At 46.0% G+C, this 14,057-nt stretch carries 5 protein-coding genes; all 5 read right to left on the reverse strand.

Translation table 11 applies throughout. The features are described from left to right. Positions 1 to 105: 105 nt before the first annotated feature. The 5 genes from ACSQ8P_RS23695 to ACSQ8P_RS23715 all read right to left on the reverse strand — a co-directional run bounded on the left by ACSQ8P_RS23695 (position 106) and on the right by ACSQ8P_RS23715 (position 14,033). Positions 106 to 1,911: a cache domain-containing sensor histidine kinase gene (locus ACSQ8P_RS23695; RefSeq protein ID WP_436237432.1), complete on the reverse strand. Its 1,806-nt coding sequence runs from the start codon at positions 1,909 to 1,911 to the stop codon at positions 106 to 108. A 118-nt stretch (positions 1,912 to 2,029) separates the two neighbouring features. Then, positions 2,030 to 4,636, reverse strand: a complete 2,607-nt coding sequence (locus tag ACSQ8P_RS23700; RefSeq protein ID WP_436237433.1) for a family 78 glycoside hydrolase catalytic domain — start codon at positions 4,634 to 4,636, stop codon at positions 2,030 to 2,032. Positions 4,637 to 4,652: 16 nt separating this feature from the next. Continuing rightward, a complete protein-coding gene (locus ACSQ8P_RS23705) occupies positions 4,653 to 7,712 on the reverse strand; it encodes a glycoside hydrolase family 2 TIM barrel-domain containing protein (protein WP_436237434.1) in 3,060 nt (1,019 codons plus the stop codon). A gap of 162 nt (positions 7,713 to 7,874) precedes the next feature. Continuing rightward, positions 7,875 to 9,122 carry an OmpL47-type beta-barrel domain-containing protein gene (locus ACSQ8P_RS23710; RefSeq protein WP_436237435.1) on the reverse strand — a complete coding sequence of 416 codons (1,248 nt, stop codon included), beginning with the start codon at positions 9,120 to 9,122 and terminating at the stop codon, positions 7,875 to 7,877. 15 nt (positions 9,123 to 9,137) lie between these two features. After that, positions 9,138 to 14,033: a pectinesterase family protein gene (locus ACSQ8P_RS23715; protein WP_436237436.1), complete on the reverse strand. Its 4,896-nt coding sequence runs from the start codon at positions 14,031 to 14,033 to the stop codon at positions 9,138 to 9,140. Positions 14,034 to 14,057: the final 24 nt, after the last annotated feature.

Raw genomic sequence — 14,057 nt, forward strand, 5'->3', positions numbered from 1 at the left:
ACCCCTCCTTTAATATTGCTTACAGGATCAATTATATTGCAAACGCTTACTTATGGCCCATGCACGATAACGACTTTCTATGTTGAATATTCCTACATCATGTTATTAGCTCAATTGGGAGGCTAACTTCAAGGTTACCGCTGTCCCTACCCCTTTTCTGCTTTCAATACTGAATTGAAACTGCTCACCGTAACGAATCGTATACCTCGCGTATACGTTCTGGACGCCAATGCCACCGCTTGCGGCAGACAACTTGTACTCCTCCTGATAGAGCGGTTGTCTGAGCGACGTAAGGATTTGATCCAGCCTCTTCTCCGAGATACCGACGCCATCATCGTTAACTTGGATATATACCCATTCCTCTTCCTTCCATGCACGGAGGTGAATCGTGCCTTTGCCTCTTTTGCGTTCGATCCCGTGGAAAACCGCATTTTCAACTAATGGTTGGAGTGTCATTTTTAACATCGGATAATTGTAAAGATCTTCTTCAATTTCTAAGCGATACTCGATTTTGCCATCAAATCGAATGCTCTGGATGATGAGATAAGCATCAATTTGTACGAGTTCTTCCTGTAGTGTGACGATTTCATCTGTATTTTTGGTATTATAACGAAACATATCAGCTAAGGACTGCGCCATTTGGCCAATTTCCTCCACAGCATGATAGTCGGCCATCGCTTTAATACTATCCAGCGTGTTGTATAAGAAATGCGGGTTAATCTGAGAGTAGAGCATCGCCAATTCCATCTGCTGCAGCTTAATTTGATACACATACTTTGTTTCTATCTGCTTCTGCAGCTCATCCTGCATGGCGTTGAAATTCATGGCAATTCGCCCGATTTCATCTTTGCGCTTCATATCCACCCTGACGGAGAAATCGCCACGTTTAATATGGTTAACGGTTTTGTAGAGATTAAGAATCGGATTGGTAATACTCCGTCCGAACAGCAGCGATAAGATCCCAGAAACGAAAAAGGCGATCAAAGCCGTCCAGATTGCTGTTGTTTTGATTTGATTAAGAGAAGCAAAAATTTCTTTTTTCGGCATAATTAAGACGGTTTTCCAGTTGGAATATTGGGAACGCGTGTACGAAACAAGCATGGTCTTATCACCGTTACCCGTCCAGAACTTTCCGCTGGCCCCTTTGATCTGGGCTAATGTTTGTACATCGATGTCGGTTGCAAGTCCATCCGAAGAGTCGAATATTGGATTATTACTATCATTCAAAATGAGAAACCGGCTGTTTGCCGTCAAATCCGCACGCTGTCCCATTCCTTTAAATAGACCGAAATTGTAATCAGCGCGCACGACGATAAACCCGATCGGATTGGAAAAATCGCGAATGAGCATCGAGGTGGAGAAAGCGGTTTTCCCCTCATCCTGACCACTTACTGGCGGGGAGCTGAAGAAGTTAACTAACCCATCCTTCGCAATCGTTTGTCGAAACCATTCGGCGTTCAGCACCTGACTTGCGTTACCGAAAGAGGTGTTGTCCGACGAATTGAGCAGCTCTCCATTGCTATAATAAATTTGAAATCGGATGAAATCCGGAATCGGCGTAATGTTAAAGCTTTTCGAAAATAAATCACCAAGTTTCTGGCGAAACAGAAATTTATTCTGGCTGTCCATTGTCGGGTATGCATTAATGTTGTCAATATATTCCTGGTTGTAATAAGGAGCGAGTAGTAGATTTCGTTTATTATGAAAATCGTTATCCATGTTAAACTCGATCTGCCTGACAATTTGAGCGCTAGCAGTTTCCACTCGTTCTGCCATGGAATTGTAGGAAATATAAAATGAAGCGGTACCTATCAATGAGATGCAGATGAGAATGATAATAAAATAACTCAATAATAGCATCGTACGAAATCTCGGAAATAGAGCCTCTAGCTTTTTCTTAATGCTTTCCATCCAACGCATCCTGTTGACCCGCCTCTCTTTCTATGCGAAAACAACCGAAACCGGTTAGAAGGCAGCATGTACGCTTCACCCTCTATCCGATTCCGGTATGTTTCAAAAGAACCTGCCTTTAGTTTAGCATAGAAACGCTTTCAAACACATAACTTCCTGATCCGACCTTGTGTACGGATGCCGCCAGATCTGGTAAATAAATGGTTGCCGTCGTATTGGCAGGAACCTCCACTTCGAGACGGAAATCGCCTTCCTTCGTTTGACTCCATGCTACCGCAATACGGCCATACAGCGATTCATAGCTTGCCTTCACCCAACTCAAGCCCCCACCCGGCTTCGGACTTATGATCACATGTTGAAAGCCAGGCGCCTTAGGATCTGCTTCAATACCAGCCATATACCGGAACATCCACTCTCCGACAGAGCCAAGGGAATAGTGATTAAATGAATTCATTGAAGGCGTTTGGAAACCTTGCTCCTCTGTCCATCCATCCCAACGCTCCCAGATTGTGGTTGCTCCATGCTTGATCGAGTACATCCAAGAAGGGAATGCTTCTTGCTTCAGCAATTTATAGGCAACATCCAAGCATCCATTGTCCGTCAGCGCCGGCAATAGGTAGCCAACGCCGAGAAATCCTGTCGACAATCGATCTCCACGCTCATGAATGTCCGCGACAAGATGATGCTGTGCTTGTTTCCGCTGTTCTTCCGTTAGGAGTCCAAATTGCAGCGCTAGGACGTAAACCGTTTGAGTATCACCTTGAATCCGCCCATCGATGGCGACGAACGCCTTGCGAAACGCTGCAGCGATATCGCTGAATAAAGCTTCATACTCAATTGCATCCTCTGGTTTCCCCAATACATCAGCAATGCGTGCAAGTAACTTCGTACTGTAGGCAAAATAAGCGGTCGCCAACACTTCGTTCGGCGTGTCAGCTCCAATCGACAGCCAATCGGCGTAATTGGCATAACCCGGACGAACCAGCTCATTCGTCGTGTTTTTTAAATAGCGAACCCATTTTACCATAGCTTCGTAATGCGTTTCGAGGATGCGTACATCCCCATACATCACATAGTTCGTCCATGGAATGATGACGCCGGCGTCTCCCCAACCGGAGTTGTCCGGGGCGAACCAGTTCAACCTCGTGTTCCAGTTTTTGTGCCGAATCCACCCTGCGTCCGGGGCAACATCTGTAAAAGCACCCGAAGGCTGCTGGCAATCCACCATATCCCAAACATATTTACTGAAAAATCGAGATACATCCATATTATAAGCGGCTGTGCGCGCAAAAATTTGCGCATCTCCGGTCCAGCCAAGCCGCTCATCCCGCTGCGGGCAGTCCGTCGGCACTGACAAGAAGTTGCCGCGCTGCCCCCATGTAATGTTGGAATAAAGTTGATTCACCATCACATCGGAAGTCTCAAGCTGCCCCGTGACAGGCATATCGGAATGAACGACTTTGCCTACGATCGTTTCCAGATCGGGCTCACTAGGATAACCCGTCAGCTCGACATAACGAAAGCCGTGAAACGTAAAGTGAGGCTCATAGCTCTCTTGTCCTTCCCCTTTCAGGATATAGTGATCCTGCTGGCAGGCTTCGCGCAAGTTATCCACATACAATGTGCCATCAGGATTCAGCATTTCCGCATGGCTTAACGTAATCCGTGTCCCACGCTCACCCTGAACCTTTACTTCTGTCCAGCCCACCATATTTTGACCCATATCATAAATGTAAGTACCAGCTTCTGTCTTCTTCACGCTGACCGGCCTTCTTGTTTGTGTAATGCGGATCGGCGGTTCTACTTCAGCTACAAGTAGACCGTTATAGCCGGAACGAACATCCGGTGCTTCCCAGGACGAATCATCATAACCGTGGAAATGCCATCCTGTTAATTCCTCTCGGGCATCGTAAGTTTCCCCTTTGATCATGTCAGAATATTGAATGGGACCTTTTTTCGTTTTCCACGAGCTATCCGTGATGACGTTTTCTTTCGTTCCATCCTCATAATCTATACTAACCTGCATAAGGAAAAAGGGTCTTTCTCCGTAAACCTTATTGCCGAGGAATCCTACGGTTCCCGCATACCAGCCATCTCCCAAGATCACGCCAAACGCATGATCTCCAATCTCTACGCCTTCTGTGATATCTACAGCCTGCACTTGTACGCGTGTATTATAGTCCGTCCATCCTGGGGCAAATCGATCACTAATCCGCTCTCCATTCAGATACAAATCATAAACACCTAATGCTGTCGCGTAAGCAATAGCTCGCCGCACCTTCTTTTTAATCTCAAACGGTTTACGTAAAAATGGAGAGGGCTGCATATGGACCTCAGGTTCGGCTTTGCGGCCGATCCACTGCGCTTTCCACTCGCCTCGCGATAAAATTCCCATCGTCCAATATGCCTTTTCACTCCAGGCAGATTGATCACCCACGCCGTCCCAGATGCGCACTTTCCAGTAATATTCCCCTTCAGTTTGAAGCGGTTTACCGTCATATGGTACCTGCGTTGAATCATTTGAACTCACTTTACCGCTATCCCACATATCCGCTTGTTCACGCTCAAGCTTATCACGAGAAGAAGCAACCATAATCTGATAAGCGCTCTGCACGACCCCCTTGTTATCAGAGTGCAATTGCCAGAAAAATCGGGGCTTCAAAACATCAAGGCCAATCGGGTTTATCCTATATTCGGTTTTACAGGCTACAACTTGTATCGTCATTAGGTATCCCTCCAATTTATGCTGTTGAATCTGAGATAGGTTTCAAGCGTATGACAAATCGCATCGGCTCAGCATGAATCAAGTACGTGTCTAGCGTAGGCGCATAGCCACAGCTATGATTACCTAATCCAGATTGGCGGGCATCCAAATTAACAATCGTTTGATCGACTTTGGTCAGTTGATGGACATGCTTTGCTGCAGTCAAATCGTCCGTCGTATAATGATGAACGCTCGTATCAAATATCGGCTGACCGGTGAATAGAAGCCCTATTCCTTGCTGATTCGTCAGGGATGACCAGCGTACCTCCGACTTGTTCCCATTCTCCTGCGGCTTAATATAAGGAACGAACTGTTCTTGAACCGTTCCTCTGTAAATCCCCAGTTTACCGCTCTCCTTGCGGTCCGAATAGCACTCATGAGGACCTCGGCCAAACCAGACAAGTTGGTTAAAGCTGTCTGGCATACTGATTTTCACCCCGAACCTAGGAAGCGAAGGCAATTCCGCTCTGGGTACAATGTGCACGTCCAAAGTCACTTCACCTTCGGCAGCAATTGCATAGATGATTTGCGAATCCAAAGCTATTTTCTCACCGCGTGCGCCGACGCTGGACTTTATCGTGATCTGACAGCCTCCCACTTCTGTCCCCTCAACCATAATCTCTCGCACATCGGAGACTAGCCGGTTGTATCCGGCTTTGATCCACGTTTTGGCGAGATGGACATCGTTATCCACCGGGGCCCGCCATAGATTGAGCTTGGGACCTTCCGTTAGCAAGGGAACGCCTTTATATACCCATGCAGTCAGCGCGCCAAGATTTTTGTTGAAGTGCATTGAGAAATCCTGGCCAATTATTGTAATAGCACTATTACTTTCTCGGATCGTCAAAGGGCTTGCCTTCTGGAGGGCATTCTCTGTATCAGGCGCCTCCGTAACAGTTGCCACTGGAATATCCGCCCAGGCAATTTCATGCCCTTTTTCAGCCCATATAACGGCATCCCTTAGTACAAATCGCAAGTGAAACCAATATTCACCCGTGAGACTCAACTTGCTGGCGTCCAAGGGGATGACCACATCTTGGAACTGTCCAGCAGGCGTATGCAGCGGCTTAAGGTCTCCCTCATCCACAACAATACCGTCCCGTAGCAATCTCCACTCCCCCTTCAAATGGGATAGTGACAGAACATCATAACGATTCTGTATCCGCAACTTTCCAAGCAGTGCCTCAATGACCTCAATCTTCACAGGTTCAATCGCCTTCTTATACTCTAGCAAGGAAGCTTTGATCGACCGATCTGGAAAAAGTAACCCATCCAGGCAAAAATGCCCGCTATGCGGCTCTTCGCCGAAATCGCCACCATAGGCATACCAAGATTCATCCGTTCCAGCGCTCTGTCTAATTCCTTGATCCGCCCATTCCCAAATCAAACCGCCAAGCAGACGAGGATACGTATAGATCGCATCCCAATACTCTTGCAAGTTCCCAACGGAATTGCCCATCGCATGACCGAATTCGCACATTAAATAGGGGCGATCATCTTCTTTACTTCCTTCTTGAATGACTGTTTCCACCGAAGGGTACATGGAACTGACAATATCAACAATAGGTGCATCGTAAGCGCGTTCATAATGGATCGGGCGAGTCGGATCAGCCTCTCTAATCCACGCCGCCATCGCATCGTGATTCCTACCGTAACCGGACTCATTACCAAGCGACCATATAAGGATGGACGGATGATTTTTATCTCTTTCTACCATTCGCTTCGCTCGTTGAACAAATGCTTCTTCCCACTGCGACAGTTGGGCCAATTGTCCTTCATTCCCATAGAAATGAAATCCATGCGTTTCAAGATCTGTTTCATCGATGACATATAGTCCAAAGCGATCACACAGCTCTAACCATCTTGAATCATTCGGATAGTGCGATAATCTTACTGAATTAATGTTGTGCTGCTTCATTAACGTAATGTCGTGTATCATTGTTTCCAGCGTTGTCACATAACCAAGATCAGGATGAAACTCGTTACGATTGACGCCTTTAATAATGATCGGGGAGCCGTTAACGAGAAGCCGTCCTTCTTCGATCCTAATTTCCCTGAAGCCGATTCCAAGCCTTTTAACCTCCAGTATGTGATGCTCACCATCGTACATCGTTAATAATAGCGTATATAAATAAGGCGATTCCGCCGTCCATAGCAGAGGAGATGACACCTCGTCTACCAGTTCCACCACAGATTCCTCCTGCTTCACCGTATGGTAGCGATCACTAACGATGTGATGATCCGCATCCAACAAAGTGACTCTTAAGAGAAAGGAACCAGACACGAAAGAAAGATCCTTTACTCCTGCAAAATCAACTTGAACCTCTAAGCTAGCTTTCGCATATCGCTCATCCAGATGAGTCCGAACTCTTGCGTCTCTCACAGACACAGGGGGAGAAGCAAGTAAATACACATCGCGAAATATCCCGCTCATGCGCCATTTATCCTGGCTTTCAAGATAGCTACCATCACACCATTGATACACTTGAACGGCAATCAGATTCTGCCCCTGCTGTAAGTAAGGGCTTACATGAAACTCAGAAGGAAAATGGCTCCCTTGGCTGTAGCCTACAAATTGTCCATTTATCCAAAGATGGAACGCAGCATCCACCCCTTCAAAAACAATATGGATGCGTCGATTCTTCCATTCCTCTTTAATCTGAAAATGGCTCCTATAGCAACCAACCGGATTTTGATTAGGCACATAAGGTGGATCGATCGGGAAAGGATACGGGCAGCTGCTGTAATGGGGGCTCCCATACCCATGCAATTGCCAATTAGATGGAACTGGTATCGTATTCCAACCACTCGAATCGAAGTTATCCGAAAAGAAATCAGCAGACACCTCAGACGGTGATTGCTCATATTGAAAATCCCATTCGCCATTCAACGATTGAACATACGGTGAACGTTCTCTTTCATTAGCCAGGGCATAAGCCCAATCGCCAAACGGTATCAAATGCGCATGCGGATGCTCTGTATTTCGCTCTAAAACACTTAGATTTTGCCAATCCGGAACATGTTCTCCAGGCTTCATGTTATTCGCCTCCATCATCAATCCTATTTAGCATAGTCGACGACTAGGGAGCATGAACATTCAGAAATCCGACCTCTTATGTTATTAAATCCGTTATAAACAAGTCGACATCAACGGAAGAAAGGCTGCCTCATTATCCGGCAGCCTTCCAGTACATGATGACTAATTTCCATTCTCGCTTTCCGTTAAAGGTTCATCGCTAGTGTGTCCTTGGTCGTGAGGCACTTTAATTATTGCTGTTGCGATTGTTTTATTCCCTGCCAGATCTGTAGCCGTGTACGTTATGGTATAAACCCTCCCAGAGCCTCCCCCATTTCTCTCTGCTCGAAGACTAAAGGACGTATCGAACATGCCGTAACGCGCATCCTGAATATCGTCATTCTGTAGCTTCTCATTGCTTGTTATTGAGGTCAGTACGATGCTGCTGATTTGGGATATCTCATCCCATGCATAAACATTGGCTGTAACGGAAACCAACTTTTTATTCGCAGGCCATAACGTAGTTTTATCCAACGAGACACTTAGTTGTGGAGCAACATTATCTAATTTCAGCGACAATGATTTTACGGCTTCTTCATTTCCTGCTTGATCCGTACTCTTGTACTCAAGCGTATGGACGCCATATACGGACAGTGTAACCGGCTGAGAGTAAGAAGACCACTCAGAACCATCGATACGATATACTGTTTGTGCAACGGAAATGTTATCCGATGCCGTGAGGTTCACTGTCGGGTTCGACTTATACCAACCGTTCATTCCATCAATCGGGCTTGCTTTTGCTGTGGTAACCGGTGCTTTAGAATCCAATTTAATGATCGTTGATTTTACTTTTCCGGGAATTCCTTGTGGATCAACACTTTTGTACTCAATCGTATGGGTTCCATCCGTGTTCACAAGAATTTCAGAAGTGTATGTTTTCCACTGCCCTTGATTGATACGGTATTGGATCACGTTGTTCTCAGGCAAGCCGTTCATAGCTTCGATGCTAACTGTCACAGGATGCACGTACCAACCATCTTGGCCGTCAGGCTGCTCAGGCGACACTTTTGACTCAAGCTCCACGATGGACGGTTCAACCGTAAATGTGGCAGTAGCGAGCGAGTCGGCATTCTGGCCGCCAACGGTTACTTGATACGTTCCCGTAACTTCTTGACTGATTTTATAAGTAAACTGATAAGTTCCGCCTGGACCGCTAATGCCTTGATTCAAATAATCGAGTTGATTCAACGGGTTTCTTACTTGAACACTTATGATGCGCCCTTCCTCAGAGCCTAATTGGCCTGAAATCGTTGCGATTCGGGTGATGTTGTCAAACGATGCGCTTACCGTCAAAGATGAAGCCATCGCGAGCGGAGCCATCATTCCGAAGCACAATAGGAGCGACAGTATGATTCTTGACCATCTTCTCAATCGTTTCCCCCCCTTTTAAGGACTTATGATGGTGTTGGAAATTGGCGTGCTATCGGATATTTTGTTAAGTGCATACACCTTTACTTTGTAACCAGTGACATCCTTTGGCATATTCACAATCGCTTTGATCTGTTTATCCCCTTCTCCGGGAACCAGCTGTTTGACGAAAGCGTATTTTACCTTCCGGTCTAGTGGATCATAAAGCGCGATGACAAATACACCGTTTTGGGCTACTTTGGAATTGTTATGGATGTTCACAGTCACCATCGTATCCTGCGAACCTTCTAAACCAGTAAGCGCGTTTCCGCTCAAATCATGAAATGCCAATCCGGAGAAAGCAAACAGTCCGCTGCCCCAATCTTGAACATAGGTTATTGCGTACGTATTTGTCGCATCTATTCCATACTCATCAACGGCATAAATGACAATTTCGTTCGGACCCTCCTTTAAAATTAACGGAACGTTAAACGGTTCGTTTGCCGGTTGAGCAGCTTGATCCAGCACCGTAGTTCCATTCATTTTGACCGTAACACTGGCGTTTCTGCTTACGCTTGCCAATAAGTTAAAGTTAGAAGCGTTAACCATCGCAGGTATTTCACTTGTTATGTCTACAGCGGATTTGTTGTAAGTTACCGTGATTGTTTTGGTATTTATTACATCACCCAGCGTGTCGCTACTTGCTGAGATTGTAATGATGTTTACACCATCGATAAGCTGAATCTTGTGCTCAAATTCCGTTCCGGCATCTGTATTTACAGCGTCTACGACAGTTGAGCCATTATTCGTTATCGTCAATTTGGCACCATCAATCATGGTTCCTTCTACGGTGTAGACAGGTATATTAACTGTTTCACTAACCGGGTTATTAATGGTAAATCCGGCAGATCGATGAAAACTCACATCTGAGAATGTTGCGGCCGTTAAATAATCAGAATTGCTTGTTGCTTTCCCTGCGTCAACTGCCATTCCGACGAAGACTTCATCCGGTAATGTGACATCTGCAGAGTCTACCAGCGCCCAACTATTTTTGTCCGTAGACACAAAACCAGAAACAACATTTTCATTTCTTACAATTTTTAACCAGAAAGGTGCTTTGAGCGTGCTTGATGTCACACTATTTGTGCGATAGCTCCCACCCGTATTGGTACGATTCATAAAGAGAGCTTTCCTTCCGCTCGTATCAATAGTTTCATCCGATTCCGGTGCTAAGACAACAGCTGCAGCGGGTGAATTAGCAGCTAAACTGCCGCGTATCATCAAACCAGCTTTAGCCGCATCATCAATTTCGGAATCAAAGTTGACATAGGCGAGCATCTCAAAGTTTCCGTGAACTGGCTGGTACACATAATGGAAAGAATCCGAACCGTTTCTCACTTCACCGGAACCTTTCACTGTGTATGTCATTCCATCCAAGCTAGCGCTCCCTTCAATTGCTATAGAGCCAATATCTTGTGATGTCCAAGGAGCAACGTTGTCAGGTCCATTTACATAAATTATGCTTACTGCGGATAATGTCATATAACCTGCGTTGTCTATGGCTTTTGAGTAAATGTAATGCTCGCCTTTCGGGGCTTTTTCCCAGTTGAAGGAAAATGGCGCTGTAAGGTCTTCACCAAGCTCCTGATCACCGGAATAAAACTTTACTTTAGCAATTCCCTCATTATCCGCTGCATCGGCAGTTATCAAAATCGGAGATCCAACTTCAAACGATGCTTGGTGCAAAGGGCTTGTTGTCGTAATTGCCGGATTATCGGAAACCGAAACCACCAGGGAATTGATATAGTTTTCCAAATAGGTGTACCCATTGCCTGCGATTCCTTTTCCATCTGATTGATCATTCGGATTTAGTGCATTGGCTGTTTCCCAAGCATCCGGTATCCCGTCGTGATCGTTGTCCTGCGGAGCAGATGCCGAATATAATTCAGGCAGTCCTCCATCGCTTTGGATCGTATTGGTAATTCTGCCGGATCCATTTCTGACATCATTCAGAATACGAGCATCCAACGAATCCCGTTTAGGCAATGAGGCGCCAGCGTCTTGCAGTACCTTCTCATAGGCGACTTGTGCAGTGTCAGTTGTAACGGGACCACCGATAGGATCCGCTGCGTCAGGTATCACCATTGGCTCATACTTGCGGAGCAAAGGTCCTTCTGGATTGATGGCTTTCCATGAACCATTACTGTTCGTCACCCAGTTATTTGCCGAAACATCGGCTGCGCCTTCAATGAAGTTGCCGTCAATATACCAGGTACCGCTAAAGCTTGCACCGGATGGAGCGACAATCCGATTTCTAACGTTATCGAACGTACTTGGGCCCGGTTTGTAGTAATTGTTAATCATGTTGATGCCCGTTGCCTGCTCGCCGCCGTACGCAGAGTTAGCCCCCCAGTTATAAACAACATTATTCCGATAGTCTATTTTCGTCGGATAATTGTCCGGATCGGTTTGCCGGTCAAAACGCGGGTTTCTGCTGTTATGATTGACAATCAGATTATGATGATAGGTCGCATTCGTTCCTCCCCATATTCCTCCGTAACCATGTGCTCCCTTACCGTGAATCGACTGATTCAAGCTATCACTAATGATGCTCCACTGGACTGTAAAGTTTTTACGATTTTTCACAGTGAACGTCTCATCTGAGCTCCAGCTGAAGGAGCAGTGATCGACGATAATATTGTTGCCCGTAATATCAGCCGAGTCACTTAACACGTTAATGCCATTTCGAAAACGAAGATAGCGGATAATCAAATCTGTTCCTACATCGTTATTTCCAAACTTGACCATATATCCGCTAATCGCAATACCGTCTCCCGGTGCTGTTTGTCCTGCAATCGTCAGATTCCCGGACGTAATATCCAATCCTCTCTTTAGGTTAATTGTACCGGATATTCGAAACACAACCGTCCGATTTCCCGTGCTCACGGCGTCGCGCAAAGATCCCGGTATTGCGGCTTCGCCCTTCGTCATGTCATAATCCAATAGGTTCGTTACTTCATAAACCTGTCCTCCACGGCCACCTTTGGCATACATGGCCGCTCCTTCAGCCCCGGGGAAAGCCGGTACTCTGGTTGCAGCTGTTGGATCGATTTCAACGCTTACATGTTTAACTGCACTTGCATTACCTGCTTTGTCAACATAACGATATTCGATCAGATTCTTACCGGGTTGACCGACTTCGAATTCTGCCATATATGCCGTCCAATTTCCACCGTTTATGCGATACTCAACCCGATTTTCTTCCGGAAGTCCACCGTCTTCTTCCATATAAATGACAACCGGTTTCGTATAAGCACCGTTAAGTCCGTCCGGCAGCGCAGGAGCAACTGCAGGTGTAATGGAGGGGAACAACTTGGGAATAATCACTGTTTTACTCGGATCCCATCCGTCAAACATACGTGGAATTGTCAGCGCGCTGGCTTCCTCGGCTGTCATTTGAGTTCCCATGACCCGAGTTTTTGGACTTGCACCCGGACCACTGCTGTTATACTCGCCGTAGAAGTACGGCGGAACTTGCATAGGTGTCCAGCCTTCCGTATGGATATGACTATCCATCCAGGTGTTAATGTAACGCGTCGACGGTTTATCCTGCCACGGACGGCCTAGATAGTGAAGGCCATTTGTGGAGCTGTCTCTCAACAGCCTTGAATTAATGAAAACAAGGCCAGGATCGGTTTCATTTTTTGTTGCAGCAGCCGTTACATAACCGCCCGAGTCCCCTGTATTGATACTGACCGCATCGACATGATCGAAGACGGCTGCGCTGGCTGGACCATAAATAAAGTCTGTACGTCCCCTTATCTCACTATTGTGATAATACTGTCTTCCAAGTCTTGGACTAGCTGTCCGGATACCCGCGTACAATGTATCCTGATAACCGACAAGCTTAACGTTCTCAAACACAGCTTTGTCCGCATTAACGGATAAGGCCAATGCCTGACCATCGCTCGGCTTGGAATCATTTTCTATCGTCAGATTAGCAGCAGTAAAATTGTCGCCGCTTACAGCTACCGTTGCGCCATTGACAGCTTGGTTAGGCATATCTGCGTTTGAAAGGTCGTAAACAATTTTCGTCTCATCCTGCCCAGCCCCTACAAGGCTTACAAAAGGAGCAGTTACGATTGATCTTTCCCGGTAGGTCCCCTTTTTCACATAAATGACAGTACGAGCATTATTGTTAAGAGGTATAGTTGCCAGCGCATCCGTAATGTTGGTGAAATCACCGCTTCCATCCTGTGCTACCGTAATAACTCTAGCTGGCGCTACAATAATTTCCTCCGTATTTTGACTCTCACCATTCGTATTGACAGCAGAAACGACATAATAATATTGCTTTCCGTTTGTAACGGATGAATCCCTGTATGTCGTTGAAGTTTGATTACTATTTACAATCGTATAGGCTCCGCCGCTCGTCTCACTTCTTTTTATCGTGTAAGAGCTCGTTCCCGGCACTGACGACCACGATAATTCTACACTTCCGTCGTTTGCTGTGGCTGAAAAATCCGCAGGCACCGCAGGTGCTCCTGGAATCGAAATATACGGAAGAGCTTTAGTCTGATTCGAGATCATACTCTCTAGAGTTGAACCGACTGCTGTTACGACATAATAGTATACCGTGCCGTTCATTACTGAAGTATCCGTAAAGGATATATTTGAAATATTGCTTGAGATTGTTTCATAAGGTCCACCGTTTACCAAACTCCGTTTTACTTTGTACGAAATAGCTCCTGATACTGAATTCCAAGATAAATCAACGCGATTATCGCCTGATACAGCCGTTAACCCGGTCGGATTCGTGAGTACCGATGTTGATTGTGCCGATGGAGCTGTCGTTGAAGTTTCAGCATGTATGATGAGCGGGAATACGTTTAATCCAAGCAAAAGGCACATCCCTATGCTTAGGGCTTTCTTCATGTTTTAACCTCCTTAGAGTTTTGC

It is taken from the genome of Paenibacillus sp. LjRoot153, from assembly GCF_964253085.1.
Taxonomy (GTDB): domain Bacteria; phylum Bacillota; class Bacilli; order Paenibacillales; family NBRC-103111; genus Paenibacillus_E.

Bases quoted from the DNA above. Each gene is read 5' to 3' on its own strand.
- ACSQ8P_RS23715 (WP_436237436.1), bottom strand. From the start codon at position 14,033: ATGAAGAAAGCCCTAAGCATAGGGATGTGCCTTTTGCTTGGATTAAAC.
- ACSQ8P_RS23700 (WP_436237433.1), bottom strand. From the start codon at position 4,636: ATGACGATACAAGTTGTAGCCTGTAAAACCGAATATAGGATAAACCCG.
- ACSQ8P_RS23705 (WP_436237434.1), bottom strand. From the start codon at position 7,712: ATGAAGCCTGGAGAACATGTTCCGGATTGGCAAAATCTAAGTGTTTTA.
- ACSQ8P_RS23695 (WP_436237432.1), bottom strand. From the start codon at position 1,911: ATGGAAAGCATTAAGAAAAAGCTAGAGGCTCTATTTCCGAGATTTCGT.